8 protein-coding genes are annotated in these 18,123 nt (G+C 35.3%); all 8 read left to right on the top strand.

Going from position 1 to position 18,123, the window contains the following annotated elements; genetic code table 11:
• The first annotated feature begins 15 nt into the window (after nt 1–15).
• Entirely contained in the window at nt 16–2,298 is a 2,283-nt protein-coding gene (locus tag ABXT06_RS08045; protein WP_354590285.1) for a glycoside hydrolase family 127 protein, read from the top strand.
• 42 nt (nt 2,299–2,340) lie between these two features.
• The gene (locus ABXT06_RS08040; RefSeq protein WP_354590284.1) at nt 2,341–3,918 is read left to right on the top strand and encodes a glycoside hydrolase family 43 protein; all 1,578 of its coding nucleotides are present in this window, start codon (nt 2,341–2,343) and stop codon (nt 3,916–3,918) included.
• Nucleotides 3,919–3,947: 29 nt separating this feature from the next.
• A complete protein-coding gene (locus ABXT06_RS08035; protein WP_354590283.1) occupies nt 3,948–5,864 on the top strand; it encodes a glycoside hydrolase family 97 protein in 1,917 nt (638 codons plus the stop codon).
• Between the two features lie 35 nt (nt 5,865–5,899).
• A complete protein-coding gene (locus ABXT06_RS08030; protein WP_354590282.1) occupies nt 5,900–7,258 on the top strand; it encodes a glycoside hydrolase family 43 protein in 1,359 nt (452 codons plus the stop codon).
• Nucleotides 7,259–7,324: 66 nt separating this feature from the next.
• Complete coding sequence (locus ABXT06_RS08025; protein WP_354590281.1) at nt 7,325–9,268, top strand: glycoside hydrolase family 97 protein; 1,944 nt, start codon at nt 7,325–7,327, stop codon at nt 9,266–9,268.
• A 687-nt stretch (nt 9,269–9,955) separates the two neighbouring features.
• Complete coding sequence (locus tag ABXT06_RS08020; protein ID WP_354590280.1) at nt 9,956–13,156, top strand: SusC/RagA family TonB-linked outer membrane protein; 3,201 nt, start codon at nt 9,956–9,958, stop codon at nt 13,154–13,156.
• 10 nt (nt 13,157–13,166) lie between these two features.
• Complete coding sequence (locus ABXT06_RS08015; protein ID WP_354590279.1) at nt 13,167–15,056, top strand: RagB/SusD family nutrient uptake outer membrane protein; 1,890 nt, start codon at nt 13,167–13,169, stop codon at nt 15,054–15,056.
• Between the two features lie 40 nt (nt 15,057–15,096).
• Nucleotides 15,097–18,120 carry a SusC/RagA family TonB-linked outer membrane protein gene (locus tag ABXT06_RS08010; RefSeq protein ID WP_354590278.1) on the top strand — a complete coding sequence of 1,008 codons (3,024 nt, stop codon included), beginning with the start codon at nt 15,097–15,099 and terminating at the stop codon, nt 18,118–18,120.
• Nucleotides 18,121–18,123 lie beyond the last annotated feature (3 nt).

The following is an 18,123-nucleotide window of genomic DNA, read 5'->3' as shown; positions in this document are numbered from 1 at the left end:
CAAAATCAATTTATAATGAAAAATAGAATTTTGTTTTGCCTATTCGCCTTATTGATGGGAGCCAATGTATCGGCTCAAATGAAGTTATTTGAATTAAGCGAAGTAAGATTAAAAGATGGACCATTTAAAAATGCTCAAGATGTAGATTTAAAGTATATTTTAGCATTAGATCCTGACAAACTTCTAGCGCCCTATTTATTAGAATCTGGGCTTCCGCCAAAAGCAGATCGTTACGGTAATTGGGAAAGTATAGGTTTGGATGGACATATTGGCGGACATTATCTTTCCGCTTTGTCCTTAATGTATGCATCTACAGGAAATGCATCGCTAAAAGAGAGGTTAGACTATATGCTCTCTGAATTGGCACGCTGTCAGGATAAAAACGGTAATGGTTATGTTGGCGGTATTCCGCAAGGGAAAGTTTTTTGGGATCGAATCCATAAGGAAGATATTGACGGAAGCAGTTTTGGACTCAACAATACTTGGGTTCCTATTTATAACATTCACAAACTTTTTGCAGGTTTGATTGATGCCTATCAATATACTGGAAGCCAGCAAGCGAAAGATATAGTGATAAACTTAGGAGATTGGTTTATAGAATTAATCCGTCCGCTTTCTGATGAGCAGATTCAGAAAGTTTTAGCTACAGAACATGGAGGTATAAACGAATCTTTTGCCGATTTGTATATCATTACCAAAAACAAAAAGTACCTTGAAACGGCCGAAAAATTATCGCATAAAGCTTTCTTAAATCCACTATTGCAAAAAGAAGATAAACTCACAGGACTTCACGCTAATACTCAAATACCAAAAGTGGTTGGCTTTGAGAAAATCGCAGTTCTTTCTGATAATAAAGAATGGTCAGATGGCGTACAATATTTTTGGGATAATGTAACCAAAAAACGCACAGTGGCATTTGGAGGAAACAGCGTTGCGGAACATTTCAATCCAGTTAATGATTTCAGTGGAATGGTAAAATCAAATGAAGGACCGGAAACCTGCAATTCGTACAACATGGAACGCCTTGCCAAAGCTCTGTTTCTGGATAAAAACGATGTGCATTATCTTGATTTTTACGAACGAACATTGTACAATCATATTCTTTCCAGCCAGCATCCAGAAAAAGGCGGTTTTGTATATTTTACGCCTATTCGTCCAAATCATTATCGCGTTTATTCTCAGCCTCAAACTAGTATGTGGTGTTGTGTAGGAACAGGACTTGAAAATCACACCAAATACGGAGAATTAATTTACAGTCATACACAAAATGATCTTTTTGTAAACCTTTTTATTCCTTCAATTGTAAAATGGAAAGAAAAGGAAATAGAGGTAGAACAAACCACAAAATTTCCTTATGAAAATGAGACAGAATTAGTTTTAAAACTTAAAAAATCAAAAAGCTTTGCTTTGAACATCCGTTATCCAAAATGGGCTGAAAATTTTGAAATTCTCCTAAATGGAAAAGAACAAAAGATCGAATCCAAACCATCTGAATATGTATCAATTTCAAGAAAATGGAAATCGGAAGATAAAATAACAGTTCGATTTAAAACCTCGATACATTTAGAAAATCTTCCTGATGGTTCTAATTGGAGTGCATTTGTCAAAGGACCAATTGTACTGGCAGCCAAGACTTCGACAGAAGGATTAGATGGCTTGTTTGCAGATGACAGCCGAATGGGACATGCAACAAAAGGAAAATTTATACCACTTGATAAAGCTTACGCATTGGTTGGAGATAAAGGAGATTATATTTCAAAACTTAAACAAACAGGGGACTTAAGATATAGTTTAGATTCTTTAGAATTAGAACCTTTTTTTGAAGTGCACGATGCTCGTTATCAAATGTATTTTCAAACGTATTCCAAAGAAGAATATAAGGAAAAACAAGAGTTGTTGAAACAGCAGGAAATAGAAGCTATGGCGCTGGAGGCTAAAACAATAGATAAGATAAATTGCGGCGAACAACAGCCAGAAGTGGACCATTTGTATAAAGGTGAAAAAAGCAATTCTGGTTACGGGGACGGAAAGTTTTGGAGAAATACCCGCTCTTATATTTCGTATCAAATGCTAAACAAAAAAGGCAGTGGGCAGTTTTTGCAAATCAGTGTTTTAGATGACTTCAACTTGGACAGTATTACCATTTTAATTAATGAAAAACCGATTGTAATAACTTCATCCGATAAAAAAACAATCAAAATAAAAATAGATAACAAGGAAATTATGAACATTAAAATTCTAGCAAAAGAAGGAAAAATCAGTCCGAAATTTTCTCAGCTTAGAATTGTAACAAATTAAAGCATAAAATTTTCTTTAGAAATATCAAAAATAGAAACTAAGATGAAAACAAAAGATTTTATATATACTGTTTTGGCGATTATATTAATCGTTGTGACAAGTCAGGCACAAAAAAGTCAGGCGAAGAATCCCATTATTTTTGCAGATGTTCCTGATTTATCAATAATCAGGGTAAATGACACTTACTACATGAGCAGTACCACAATGCACATGAATCCTGGGGTACCGATTATGAAATCTAAGGATTTAGTGAATTGGCATCTCATTAATTATGCTTATCAAACCTTAGAAGATCATGATGAACGACTGAATTTAGATCATGGCAAAAATGACTACGGCAGAGGTTCATGGGCAAGCAGTCTGCGTTATCACAATGGTGTGTATTATGTTAGCACTTTTTCGGGAACAACGGGCAAAACTTATATTTTTTCTACAAAAAATATTGAGAAGGGACCGTGGAAGAGAACTGTTTTGAACAATTCATATCATGACCATTCTCTTTTCTTTGATGATAATGGAAAAACGTACCTTATTTGGGGTGGAGGAAAGATTCAAATTGTAGAATTAAAAGAAGACTTGTCAGAAGTTAAAGAAGAGACTAAGAAAGTTTTAATAGAAAATGCCAATGCTCCAGCGAAGAGCGATATTATGCTGCCTGCAGAAGGATCACAGCTTTTTAAAATTAACGGAAAATATTATTTGTTTAATATCTGCTGGCCAAAAAATGGTATGCGTACTGTAATTATACATAAAGCCGATAACATTACAGGCCCTTGGGAAGGAAAAATAGGGTTCCAGGATCAAGGCGTTGCACAAGGCGGACTTATTGATACTCCAGACGGGAGATGGTTCTCGTATTTATTTAGAGATGCGGGTGGCGTTGGCCGTATTCCGTATCTGGTTCCTGTAAAATGGGAAAACGGCTGGCCAATTTTAGGAGAAAATGGTAAAGTGCCTCAAAAACTGAATCTTCCGGCCAATAAAAGCCTTATTCTCGGAATTGTAAACTCAGATGAATTTAATCGTAAAAGTGAAGAAAGTGATCTGCCTTTGGTTTGGCAGTGGAATCATAACCCAGATAATGCAAATTGGTCGGTAAAAGAAAGAAAGGGATATTTAAGATTAAAAACATCTAGAATAGACAGCAGTTTTACTCAGGTTAAAAATATTTTGACACAGAGAACTTTTGGTCCAGTATGTTCGGCAATTACTATGCTTGAGCTTTCAAATATGAAAGAAGGAGATTTTGCTGGTCTTTCGTTGCTGCAAAAAGATTTTGGATTGGTTGGAATAAAAGTGGATAACGGAGCAAAAAGAATTGTGATGATAGATGCTGAAAAAGGAAACCCAAAAGAAGTAGAAAGTGTTTCATTAAATCAGGACAAAATATATTTTAAAGCTGAATGCGATTTTAGAAACCAAGCAGATAAAGGACAATTTTATTACAGTTTAGATGGAAAAAAATGGATCAGTATAGGAAAACCTATTAAGATGCCATATACAATTCCGCATTTTATGGGCTACCGATTCGGACTGTTTAATTACGCTACTAAAACTGCTGGAGGTTTTGTTGATTTTGATTATTTCCGTATTGATGAAAAGATTTCAGAAACGAAATAATCCTTGTAGAACTTTTTAAAAATATCAATATGAAATCTACATTAAGTTTTGTTTTGGTTCTGTTTACTATTGTTTTTTCGTATGGACAAAAAACAGTTTTGACTTCTCCCAATCAAAAAATAACGATTGCATTATTTGACAGTCAGAATACTAATTCTGGAAATTGGTATTTACAGGTTAATTATGCTAATAAAGATAAACATGACGAAATAATTCCAAAAATAGATTTGGGAATTGTACGAAACGACCAGACCTTTTCAAAAGACTTAAAACTGAAAAATATAGGCAAGCCAGTGCTTATTAAAGAAAGGTACAAAGCATTGCATGGCAAGAAATCGGAGCGTTCTAATACAGCAAATGAAGTGGTTTTATATTTTGAAAATGAATCAAAATCACTTTTAAATGTAATAGTAAGAGTGTATAATGATGGAGTAACATTTCGTTATGAATTTCCAGAAAAAGAAGGAACTTATACCATTTCAGATGAGTTAACAGCCTATTCGATTCCTGAAGGTGCAGAAAGATGGCTGGAGAAGTTTGATTTGTCTAATGAAGGACTTTACAATAGCATGAACAGCGGAGATGTGCAACAAGACTGGTGTTATCCAGCATTATTTAAGGCAAAAAACAGCCCTTGCTGGTATCTGATTCATGAAGCTGATTTAGACAGAAATTACGCAGCCTCAAAATTGACAAATACTCAAAATAAAGACCAGTATAAAGTTACCCTTCCTGGAACAGAAGAGGGCGTAGGAGAACCTTTTGCCAAAATAACATTACCTTGGAAATCACCTTGGAGGGTTGTAATTGTGGGAGAACTTGGAGATATTGTCAAATCTACTTTGGTTGACGATGTATCGAAACCCTCTGTTTTAAATAACACAGATTGGATTCAGCCAGGTGTTGCATCATGGAATTATTGGTCGAATAACCACGGAACAAAAGATTATAAAACCGTAACCCAATTTACCGATTTAGCGGCTGCCATGAATTGGCCTTACACACTTTTGGATTGGGAATGGGATCAGATGGAAAATGGAGGCAATTTAGAAGATGCAATAAAATATATTCATTCAGTAGGGATTAAACCTTTAATGTGGTACAATTCAGGTAAGTTTAAATGGATCACCTCGACACCTGTTGACCGTATGCTGACTCACGAAAATCGAGTTAAAGAATTTGAAAAGCTAAATAAACTTGGAGTTTACGGGATAAAAGTTGATTTTTTTCTAAGTGAAAAACAAGAAATCATAAAGTATTATCTAGACATTTTAGAAGACGCGGTCAAGTATAAAATCATGGTCTATTTTCACGGATGTTTGGTGCCGCGTGGATGGCAGAGAACTTATCCGCATCTTATGACTTACGAAGCTGTTCGCGGAGCCGAATGGTATAACAATGGGCCCGAATTAACCGCAACGGCAGCAGAACATAATAATACGCTAGCTTTTACACGTAATGTAGTAGGATCAATGGACTATACTCCTGTAACTTTTACAAATTCGCAATTTCCTCATATTACTTCTTATGGTCATGAATTGGCATTAAGCGTAGTTTTTGAATCGGGAATACAGCATATGGCAGATAGACCTGAAGGTTATTACGAATTGCCAAATGCTGCCAAAACATTTTTAAAACATGTTCCCACTTCTTGGGATGATACAATCCTGCTTGACGGATATCCAGGAAAATATACAGTTATCGCTAGAAAAAAAGGAACAGACTGGTTTATTGGGGGTATTAATTCTGGAAGAAAAGAAAGGATTCAGAATTTAAAATTTGATTTTCTACCAGCAGGGCAAACTTTCAAGCTGACTTTAATTGCCGATGGAAATCATGATAAGGCTTTTTTTACGAAGCATTTGCTCGTAGATAAAACAAGTACGCTAGATGTCAAAATGTTAAATCTGGGAGGTTTTGCAGCTTCATTAGTATTAAATAAGTAAATGTTTTTAACCTAAATTAATTAACAAATCAGATAATGTATTTCATAAAAAAAAGATTTTTAGCAGCATTAATTATTCCTTTATTTGGTTTTGCTCAAAACCCTATTATACAGACTAGCTATACAGCAGATCCAGCTCCAATGGTTTACAATAATAAATTGTATTTGTATACTTCGCATGATGAAGACAATTCTACTTGGTTTACCATGAATGATTGGAAATTGTACACTACAGATGATATGGTAAACTGGACAGATCATGGGGCGATATTATCGTATAAAGATTTTAGCTGGGCTAAAATGAATGCGTGGGCAATTCAATGCATAGAAAGAAAAGGCAAATTTTATTTGTATGCCCCAATAACAGATAATCAAGGACGAAATGGTATTGGCGTAGCAGTATCAGACAGTCCGTATGGACCATTTATAGACCCGTTAGGAAAACCTTTGGTACAAAATAGCGACGCCGATATTGATCCGACCGTTTTTATAGACGATGATGGAGAGGCTTATTTATTATGGGGAAATCCAGTTTGCCATTATGTGAAATTAAATGAAGATATGATTTCTTATAACGATGAGGTAAAAATATTTCCAAACACAATTGAATCATTTGGAAAGCGTACCGGAAAAGAAGACCTGCGTAGACCTACCACTTATGAAGAAGGACCATGGCTTTATAAAAGAAACAAATTGTATTATCTGTTTTTTGCTGCAGGACCTATTTCTGAACATATAGGTTATTCTACAAGCAAAAGTCCGCTTGGACCTTGGAAATACCAAGGAGTTGTAATGCCTACACAGGGAGAGAGTTTTACAAATCATCCTGGCGTGGTAGATTTTAAAGGAAAAACCTATTTCTTTTATCATAATGGAGCTTTACCGGGAGGTAGCGGTTTTACAAGATCTGTCGCTGTTGAAGAATTGTTTTTTAATTCTGATGGAAAAGTTAAAGAAATGAATATGACAGAAGGAATTAAAAAAGGAATCGCTACTCTGAATCCGTACGCTAAGTCAGAAGCAGAAACGATAGCTTGGTCTAGGGATGTAAAATCAATGCAGAATAAAGAAGTAGGCGTTTTTATTACAGCTATGAAAAACAATGCTTTTACTAAAGTAAAAGATGTTGATTTTCGTGAATCGGGCGCTTCAAAATTTACGGCTCGTGTAGGTACTACGCACAATGGAAATGTATCAATGGAAATTAGACTTGATGGTTTAGATGGAGAATTGATAGGAACAGTAAAAGTTCCTATGACTGGAGGAAATGACAGATGGGCGTTGGTTACAACAGATGTCAAAAAAGTTTCAGGAGTGCACGATCTTTATTTTATATATAAAGGAAATGCCACTGAAAAGATTATGTATTTTGATTATTGGATGTTTTCTAAATAATTACATAATTATTTCTTGCAGTAAAAAGAGTTCAATCATTAACAAAAAGATAAATCTTAAAAGGTTATGAATCTTAAAAAAATAATATTATTGTGTTTAGTTAGTTTTGTTAAACTAAACGCCCAATCAGTAGTAAAAAGTCCGGACGGAAAACTTGCCGTATCCATTTCTGAAAACAACGGAATGCCTCAGTATAGTGTAATGTTCAATGAAAAAACGTTTATAGAAAAATCTCCATTAGGCTTAAAAACAACGGCGGGAGATTTTAGTTCTGGATTAACTTTGGAAGCAAATACTGTCCAGAATAAAATTGATGAATCTTATCAGCTGCGAAACATCAAGAAAAGCAGCGTGCATTATATGGCAAACGAAGCTGTTTTTTCGTTCACAAAAGATGGAAAATCAGCTGTTGATATAATCTTTAGAGTAAGCAATAATGATTTAGCATTTAAATATAAAGTATATCCGCAGAAAGAAACACTTTCTTGCGTGGTTCAGGAAGAAGTTTCGGGATTTTTGATGCCAAAAGGAACTACAACATTTCTATGTCCGCAAAGTAATCCAATGACAGGATTTGCGAAAACAGCTCCAAGTTACGAGACTTCATATACGCTAGATGATGCTGTTGGAAAAAACGGCTGGGGAAATGGATATACATTTCCATGTCTATTTAAAGTAAATAATAGTGGATGGATCTTAATTTCTGAAACAGGCGTAGACAGCGGCTACTGCGCCAGCAGATTGATTGGGCATGAGAACGGATTATATTCCATTGGATTTCCTATGCCAGGTGAAAATAACGGAAACGGAACAACTTCGCCTGGAATTCCGCTTCCGGGAGAAACGCCATGGCGCACCATTACAATTGGAGAAACACTTGCTCCGATAGTGGAAACCACGATTCCGTTTGATCTGGTTAAGCCAAAGTATGAGCCATCTAAAGAATATCAATACACAAAAGGAACTTGGAGCTGGATTATCAAAATGGATAATAACACTACGTTTCCTGTGCAAAAACAATATATCGATTTTAGCTCTTCAATGGGATATGAAACCATTCTAGTTGATGCGCTTTGGGATACTCAAATAGGCCGTGATAAAATAGCAGAATTAGCAGCATACGGTGCACAGAAAGGCGTGGGACTTTACTTATGGTACAATTCAAATGGGTATTGGAATGATGCTCCGCAAGGCCCGAGAGGATTGATGGATAATGCGGCCATCAGACGAAAAGAAATGGCATGGATGAAAAGCATCGGAATTAAAGGCATTAAAGTTGACTTTTTTGGAGGTGACAAACAGGTTACCATGAAATTGTATGAAGATATTTTAACAGATGCCAATGAATTTGGAATAATGGCTGTTTTTCATGGTTGTACTTTACCCCGTGGTTGGGAACGTATGTATCCAAACTATGCATCAAGTGAAGCCGTTTTGGCAAGTGAAAACTTGCATTTTGGACAGCAAAGCTGTGATAATGAGGCTGTAAACGCAGCAACACATACTTTTATTAGAAATGTGGTAGGTAGTATGGATTTTGGAGGAAGCGCTTTAAATAAATTCTATAATAGTGATAACATTGCAAATAAAGGTTCAAAAAGAATGACTTCTGATGTATTTGCTTTAGCGGTTTCGGTGCTTTTTCAAAGCGGCGTACAGCATTTTGCCTTAGCACCAAATAATTTAAACGATGCTCCAGATTGGGCTATTAAATTTATGAAAGAAGTGCCAACCATATGGGATGAAGTTCGCTTTTTGGAAGGATATCCAGGCAAATATGTAGTTTTAGCAAGAAGAAAAGGGGCAAAGTGGTATATCGCTGGAATTAATGGTGAAAATAAGAAGTTGAAAATAAAGGTAAAGTTAGAAATGCTTAATCCTGGCTCAGCGGTAAATTGCTTTGCAGACAATGATCAGTTAAACGGAAAAGTGAGTACATTGATGATAAGCAAAAACAAAGAAGTAGAAATACAAATACCTAAAAATGGAGGGATAGTAATCACAAATTAATACATTTTATTGATTCATTCTCATAAAAGCCAGCTTATCTTTTAAGCTGGCTTTTCTTTATAAATAATATCTCGCTTTTTAAACCTATAAAATAATTACAATCGGTTGTTTTTTTTATGCTAAATTGACTTTTATTAGATGTTGGGTTCTGGACTTCAGAAGTAATGCACTGATATTATGATAGTATTGTGATAATATACTTACAGCACTTCACTATTTTAATTATTAAGTGTGAAATATACAATTGTTAATGATTTTAAGAATTAGTTGAAGAACCGATATTGTTTTTAATGGAAACTCGTTCTAAAATAAATTATATTTAATATTTTGCTTTAAAAATGTTTATTGCATTTTATTTTAAGTATTTTTTTAAATAATAATCAATATAATTTTAAACAATCGGTTGTGTGATTCATTTTTTTATATATTTTTGTTAACATAAAATTCACATTCTTTTAAACATTAAAAGACTGTAATACGCTGCAAATCACCAATAGACTTACGGAAATCTTTAAAATTTTTAGTAACGAATTTTTTTAGTAAAAAATGATAGCTCACAATTCAACATGAAGGGAATGATAATTATAAGCAGTTTTATTTTTCAGTAGATATTATTTTCTGGTTTTAAACTGCTTATCAATTAGTAGAAAATAAATAATAATAATTAGTTCAAACATCTTAATTAATATGAGAATAAAATTACATGAAATTTTTAATGGCTTGAAGTATCTGCCTTTGGGAGTTTTGTTTCAGTTTTTGTTTACAGGTGCATTGCAGGCTGCTGAGAAGGCGGAACCTTTTGAAAAAGCAGTATTCCAGACTAATCAAGAAATTATAATAACAGGACGTGTAACTTCTGCCAATGATCATTTGGGAATTCCAGGAGTAAATGTTGCCGTAAAAAACGTGCCGAATGCAATCGCTGTTACTGATATAGATGGTAAGTATGTAATAAAAGTTCCATCATCAAAATCAGTTTTGGTTTTCACAAGTGTAGGGTTTAAACCATTGGAGATAGCCGTAGAAGGTAAGTCTGAAATTAATGCAGAAATGAGTCAAGATCAGACCGATTTGGGAGAAGTAATTATTGTGGGATATGGAAAACAGAAAAAAGCAAGTTTGGTAGCTTCAATTGCTCAAGTTTCTGGTAAAACGCTGGAACGTGCTGGAGGAGTGAACAGCATTGGTGCCGCCTTGACTGGTAATGTTCCAGGATTAATTACTTCTGCAAGTACGGGAATGCCAGGAGAAGAAGATCCGCAGCTTTTCATTCGTGGTGCAAGTACTTGGAACAATGCACAGCCACTTATTTTAGTAGATGGGGTAGAAAGATCAATGAATAGTGTCGAAATTACTTCTGTAGAATCTGTTTCGGTTTTAAAAGACGCTTCTGCCACTGCAGTTTACGGAGTAAGAGGTGCTAATGGCGTAATTCTTATAACCACCAAACGAGGCCGTTCTGGTGCTGCGTTAATTAGAGCTACAGTAAATACTACCGTAAAAGTGCCTTCAGAACTTCCTGCTAAACTAGATGCTTATGATGCACTTATGGTTAAAAACAGGGCTATTGAATACGAATTGGCTTTAAGCCCTTCAAGCTGGAACGATTATCTGCCCCAAGCTATAATTGATAAATACAGATTTCCTGCTAATACTGCTGAGGCTGAACGTTATCCAAATGTTGACTGGCAGAAAACGTTATTTAAAGATTATGCAATGTCTTATAATGCAAGTTTAAACGTAAGTGGAGGAACCAAATATGTTAAGTATTTTGCCAGTGCCGATTTTGTCAGCGAAGGGGATCTTTTTAAAAAGTATAACAATAATAGAGGATATGATGCTGGATATGGTTATAACCGCTTAAATGTTAGAAGTAACTTAGATTTTCAAATTACGCCAAGTACTGTTTTTAAAGTTGGTCTTGCTGGTTCTCATGGGGTTAAGAAGAGTCCGTGGGGAGCTTCAGGAAGTGAGTATCCAATGTGGGATGCGGCTTATTCAACAGCTCCAGATGTGTTCCTGCCTTATTATGAAGACGGTTCTTGGGGATATTACGCTCCAAATCAAGGTAAGGCATCCAACTCTGTCTTGAATTTAGCCATAAGTGGGGTGCAGTATGTAACCAATACAAAGCTAAATACCGACTTTACGTTAGAACAAAATTTAGATAAAGTGCTTAAAGGACTAAGTTTTAAAGGAATGATTGCGCTTGATAACACTTTTGTAGAAAACAATAGAGGGGTAAACGATTTATATAATGATGTTCAGCAGAAATGGATAGATCCAAATACAGGATTAGTGCTTTACAAAAACAGTTTTGACTTTAATAACAGATTTGATTTTCAGGAAGGTGTTAAGTGGTCGCCTAGTGCAGGAAGTGTAGACAATGGTGCTTCTGTGCGTAACCTTTTTTATCAGTTGCAATTAAATTATCATACAAAAATTGCACAGAAACATGATATAGGTGCTTTGGGGCTTTTTAACAGATATCAGACAGCGACAGGGAGTGAAATTCCGCATTTCAGAGAAGATTGGGTTTTCCGTACCACTTATAACTACGCAGACAAATATTTTATAGAATATAACGGAGCCTATAATGGATCGGAAAAATTTGATAAAGAAAACCGTTTTGCATTTTTCTCTTCTGGAGGGGTAAGCTGGATTGTTACCAAAGAAAATTTCATGAAAGGAACAGCATCATTTCTTGATTTACTAAAAATACGTGCCACCTATGGAGAAATTGGAGATGATAACGTTAACGGAAGATGGCTTTATATGTCGCAGTGGGGCTATGGAGGTAATGCACTGATGGGAGTTACAGGCGAAGCTGCAGAACAGAGTCCGTATACTTGGTACAAGGAAGCTTCTGTAGGTAATCCTGATGTTCACTGGGAAGTAGCTAAAAAGAGTGATATTGGAGTTGACTTTGGTTTTTTCAAAGGACTCGTTTCGGGAACTTTTGATGTTTATCGTGAAGACAGAAGAGATATCTTGCTAGATGGCTTTAGAAGAGCAATCCCTTCTTATTATGGTGCAGTTGCTCCTGTTGCCAACCTTGGGCAAGTTCAAAACAGAGGTTTCGAGTTGGAGCTTAAATTTAACTATACATTTGGAAGTGGCTTAAACCTTTGGCTGAATACCAGTATGACACATGCTAAAAATAAAATCATAAGTGCTGATAATCCTGAATTACTGCCAGATTACCAAAAAGGTGAAGGAAAAGCAATCGGACAGAGTTATTCATATGTAAGCAATGGCTATTATAATACATGGGATGAATTATATGCAAGTACTATTCATAGCACAAATGACGGTCAAAAATTGCCGGGCAATTATAATATCCTAGACTTTAACGCAGATGGTGTTATAGATGCTAAAGATAATATCCCTTTTGGATATTCAGGAACACCTCAAAACACATACAACACAACTTTTGGAGTAAACTGGAAAGGTTTCAGTGCATTTGTTCAGTTTTATGGAGTAAGCAATGTTACCAGACAAGTAGTTTTAACCAGTTTATCTGAGCAGAATCACGTGGTTTATGACCAAGGATCCTACTGGTCATCAGATAATACAAATGCCGATTCTCCAATGCCTCGCTGGCTATCTACAGCAAGCGGTTTTAATAATGGAAGCAGATATATGTATGATGCCTCATACCTGCGTTTAAAGAATGCTGAGATTGCCTATACATTTGACGGAAAATCAAAATGGGTAAAATCTGCAGGACTTCAAAGCATACGAGTATATATCAACGGAAACAACTTATATCTATGGTCAAAAATGCCAGATGATAGAGAATCAAATTTTGCAGGAACAGGATGGGCATCACAAGGAGCTTATCCAACTGTAAAGCGATTTAATCTGGGAGCCAATATTATGTTTTAAACTGAGAATTATGAAAAAATATATAAACACTATAGTAAAGTACAGCATTGTTTTAAGTGTGCTTTTAATTTCGGGATCATGCGAGGATTATCTTGAAAAATCATCTGATTCTGATATTTCTTCAGAAGAAGCATTCAAAAATTTTGAAAATTTTCAAGGCTTTACGGAAGAATTATACCACTGCGTTCCTGATTTTACAAATGCCTATTGGACTAATTCATGGAATTGGGGAGAAGATGAAATTCAGTCGACGGCTCGTGATTTTCATTTTGTATGCAAAATAGATAAAGGAGATTTTTGGGGATGGCAGACTGATTTTGATGGATGGCAAGCTGGCTGGATGAATAGAAGAAATGTAAGCACAAATAGCGACCGTTTTGCTAAAGATTTGTGGACATTAGGCTGGGCAGGAATACGTAAAACTAATATAGGACTGGCCAACATTGATAAAATGACTGAATATACTGAGGAAGAAAAGAAAATGATAAAAGGGCAGCTTTTATTTTTTAGAGGCTGGTTTCATTTTCAATTCATGCAGTATTTTGGAGGACTTCCATATATTGATCAAGTGCTTCCGAGTGATCAGCCATTAAAATTGCCAAGACTTACGTATCAAGAATGTGCCGATAAAGCAGGAAGCGATTTTAGAGAGGCTGCCGATTTACTGCCAGTGAATTGGGATGATACTAATGTTGGAAAAAGAACTTTAGGAAAAAATGATCTGCGTATTAATAAAATAATGGCTTTAGGATATTTAGGGAAAAATTATCTATGGGCAGGAAGTCCGTTAATGAATAAGGTGTCTACGGGTAATACAGGGTATGATGCTGAATATTGTAAAAAAGCGGCGAAAGCTTTTGCTGAACTTCTGACTATAACAGAAAGCGGTGCATCTCAGTATAAATTGGTTCCATTTAACAAATACAGTGATAATTTTTATACAACAGGAGGTAACTGGAGAATGCCTGGATCAACAGAAGCCATTTTTAGAGGACCTTACTATGGAGCAAACGGATCTAACTGGGGAACTTCAAAACAATATCAGCCAGCTCCTCAAATATGTGATGGGGATGTGAAGTTTTTGCCAACAGCAAATTATGTTGACAATTACGGAATGGCAAATGGAATGCCAATTAAAGATATTACGAAAGCTGATCCAGATTCGGGATATGATCCCCAATATCCTTGGAAAGGAAGAGATCCTCGTTTTTATAATGATATTGTATTTGATGGTGTAAAATGTGTTACAGGATCAATGCCTGCAAACGAAGAACAAAACAGATATGCCAATCTTTATACTGATGGAAGCTATAGAAATATAAGTTCAGGTAGCAGAACAGGATACCTGTTGTATAAATTCATTCCAAGAACAGCCAATAAATTTGATGATGGTTTTGGGTACGGAAACAATCTTAATATCCACCTTCCATGGATGCGTTTGTCAGATATCTATATCATGTATGCAGAAGCTGCTGCTGTAGGTTACGGGGGTGCTGCAGGAAAAGATCCGCTATTTTCAAAAACAGCTGTTGATGCAATAAATGTGATTCGTGACAGAGCCGGCGTTGGACACGTTGCAGCTGTATTTACAGGTGGTTTAGATGCATTTATTGGAGAGGTAAGACGTGAACGTGCGGTTGAATTAAGCTTTGAAGGACATCGTTTTAATGATTTGCGCCGTTGGATGCTTTTAATTGACAGTCCATATACTTTGAAGAAATCAATCGAATTTGATAGAGCTGGTCCATTAGATGTAAATAATCCGAGCCAGAATAAAGTGCTTAACATTCGTGAGGTGGTAATATTAGAAAGAAAATTTTCTGAAAAACATTATTGGCTGCCATTAAAAAATGCAGACGTAAATATGTATATGGAGTTTTCACAAAATCCAGGATGGTAGTTCATAGACTATTTTAATAAACTAAAAAATATATAGAATAATGAAATTTATACAGCTTAAAATAGTGCTATGTTTTGCAGTATTAACTTTGTTACCTGCTAAAATCCTTGCACAAAATAATCAAAAAATAAATTTAACAGGGATTATAACTGGAGCAGAAGGCAAACCTATTGAAAATGCAACTTTAATAAGCAATGCAGATAATGTTTCAATAACAACAGATGCTACAGGAAGTTACTCGATTACGGTAACACCAGATGCAGATTTGTTAGTGCAGGCACTAGGATATCAATCACTTTCAGTTAAAGCTTCTGAAGGAATAGATGATTTAAGTCTTAGCCGCATAACAGCAGACCAAGTACAGATTGCCTTCAAAAAAGAAGATGCTCAAAATCTTATGGGAGGTGTTTCTTATATAAATGTTCCTCAAATAATAGATAAAAATTATACAACTTATAGTCTTGACGGAGTTCAGGCTCTTGTTGGAGGATTTAATGGAAGTATATGGGGTATGGGAGGCGATTTGATATTGGTAGATGGCTTTCCAAGACCTGCAAATTCAGTACTTACTACCGAAATAGATCAGATTACTTTTTTGAAGGGAGCATCTGCTGTAGCACTTTATGGAAGCCGAGCTGCTAAAGGGGTGCTTTATATCACAACCAAAAAAGGTAAAATTCAAAAACAGCAAATTACATCAAGACTTGATAATGGTGTGTTTATTCCGAAGAGTCTTCCTAAATATCTTGGATCTGCAGAATACATGCAGTATTATAATCAAGCGAGGGTTAATGATGGTTTAGACCCTTTATATTCAGACGAAACAATATATAATTTTGCTTCAGGGAAAAATCCATACCGATATCCGAATGTTAATTATTATGCACCCGAATACATAAAGAAGTTTTATTTTAACTATGATGCCAATGTTGAAATTACTGGTGGTAATAAAGTAGCTAGATATTTTACAAATGTTAATTTTCTATCTCAACAGGATCCTTTGCAAGACTTCGGTGAAGCCGCAAAAAATAACATGAATAGATTTAATATTAGAGGTAATGTAGATCTCAGTATTAATGATAGAATTTCTGCGACTATTGGCGCTAATGCCATTTATTCAAACACAAGAGGAGTTAATACTGATTATTGGCAAAATGCAGCAACTTTAAGACCGCATCTGTTCAGTCCTTTGTTGCCGATTAGTATGATTGAACCAGGTGATAAGGCAACATTGGCTCTTGCTAATAGCAGTAATTATATAATAGACAATCAATATCTTTTGGGCGGTACACAGCTTAATCCAACTAATCCTTTTGCAGCGATTTATGCTGGTGGATATAATACGTTTACAAGCCGTCAGTTCCAATTTAATACAGGTGTTGATGTGAAGTTAGGAGATTTATTAGATGGTCTTTCGTTTCATACTGATTTTGCTGTAGACTATGCTACCTCTTATAATCAATCTTACAATAATTTGTATGCTACTTATGAAGCAAATTGGAATACTTACGCAGGATTTGATCAGATAGGCTCTTTAACAAAATATGGAAAAGATGCTAAATCTGGAGTGCAGAATATTAGAAATAGTGCTTTTGATCAAACAGTGGCTTTTTCAGGACAATTTAATTATGTGAAAAAAATAAAAGAGCAAAATAATGTATCGGCTATGCTTACAGCTTCAGGATTTCAGCAATCAAGATCTGAAGTTTATCATAAAACCAGTAATGCTAATTTAGGATTGAACTTAGCTTATAATTTTAACCAAAAATATTTTGCAGAATTCAATGGAGCATATGTTCACTCAGCAAAATTTGCAGAAGGAAACCGTGGGGCATTTTCTCCAACCATGTCTGTCGGATGGAAATTATCAGAAGAAGAGTTTATGAAAAACATAAGCACGATCGATTATCTTAAATTGACAGCTTCAGGAGGTGTTCTAAATACAGATCTAGACGTAAACAATTATTATTTATATCAGAGTATCTATACTCAGACAGACGGGGCTTGGTTTAGCTGGAGAGATGGTGCGCTTAACAGAAGTACAGACTCAAGAAGAGGGGAAAACTTAAATCTTACTTTCGCAAAAAGAAAAGAGATAAGCTTTAGTATGGAAGGTTCATTCTTCGAGAAATTAATAACATTGAACAGTAACTTTTTCATTAATAAATTTGAAGGAAACATTATTCAAGCAGCAAGTTTATATCCTAATTATTACACTACAAGCTGGCCAAACACTTCATTTATTCCTTACATCAATTATAATGATGATAAACGTACAGGTTTTGATTTTGATTTGAGATTTAACAAAAAAGTTGGAACTGTAGATTTAGCGCTTGGCTTTACAGGAACTTATTTAAATACAGAAGCTTCTAAACGTGCGGAGCTTTATGAAGACTCTTATCAAAACAGACAAGGCAAACCTTTGGATGCTTTGTGGGGACTTAAAAATGATGGCTTCTTTAGAGACGCTAATGATATTCAAAACTCACCTTCGCAGACTTTTGGACAAGTTAAACCAGGTGATATTAAATATAAAGATCAGAATGGCGATGGTATAATCGATGTGAAAGATGAGGTTTATTTAGGTAAAGCTGGGTGGAACGGAGCTCCGTTTACTTTTGGCGTTAACTTTACTGCTAAGTGGAATAATTTTACATTTTTTACAATCATTACGGGCCAGACTGGTGCTTATGGTATGAAAAACAACTCTTACTACTGGATAGATGGAGAAGATAAATATTCTGTAAATGTTCGCGACAGTTGGACAGAAGAAACAAAAGATACGGCAACATTTCCTCGATTAACGTCATTGAATAGCGACAATAATTACCGCTCATCTGATTTCTGGATTTACAGCACCAATAGAATTGATCTTTCTAAGGTTCAGATTACATACGATTTTCCAAAAAAAGCACTGAGTCAGACTTTTTTTAATGGTCTAAGTGTTTATGCACTAGGAGCAAATCTTTTGACAGTGGCAAAAGAGAGAGAATATATGGAATTGAATATTGGCAGTGCTCCGCAAACGAGATATTTCAATCTAGGTCTTAAAGCATTATTTTAAATT

This window comes from Flavobacterium sp. UW10123 (assembly GCF_040538975.1).
In the GTDB taxonomy this organism is placed as follows: domain Bacteria; phylum Bacteroidota; class Bacteroidia; order Flavobacteriales; family Flavobacteriaceae; genus Flavobacterium.
The sequence above is the reverse complement of the archived record's forward strand: the minus strand, read 5'-3'. Positions and strand labels throughout refer to the sequence as shown.

What these genes read in the sequence shown, in the direction of transcription:
- ABXT06_RS08045 (WP_354590285.1), top strand. Translation starts at nt 16, where the DNA reads ATGAAAAATAGAATTTTGTTTTGCCTATTCGCCTTATTGATGGGAGCC.
- ABXT06_RS08040 (WP_354590284.1), top strand. Translation starts at nt 2,341, where the DNA reads ATGAAAACAAAAGATTTTATATATACTGTTTTGGCGATTATATTAATC.
- ABXT06_RS08035 (WP_354590283.1), top strand. Translation starts at nt 3,948, where the DNA reads ATGAAATCTACATTAAGTTTTGTTTTGGTTCTGTTTACTATTGTTTTT.
- ABXT06_RS08030 (WP_354590282.1), top strand. Translation starts at nt 5,900, where the DNA reads ATGTATTTCATAAAAAAAAGATTTTTAGCAGCATTAATTATTCCTTTA.
- ABXT06_RS08025 (WP_354590281.1), top strand. Translation starts at nt 7,325, where the DNA reads ATGAATCTTAAAAAAATAATATTATTGTGTTTAGTTAGTTTTGTTAAA.
- ABXT06_RS08020 (WP_354590280.1), top strand. Translation starts at nt 9,956, where the DNA reads ATGAGAATAAAATTACATGAAATTTTTAATGGCTTGAAGTATCTGCCT.
- ABXT06_RS08015 (WP_354590279.1), top strand. Translation starts at nt 13,167, where the DNA reads ATGAAAAAATATATAAACACTATAGTAAAGTACAGCATTGTTTTAAGT.
- ABXT06_RS08010 (WP_354590278.1), top strand. Translation starts at nt 15,097, where the DNA reads ATGAAATTTATACAGCTTAAAATAGTGCTATGTTTTGCAGTATTAACT.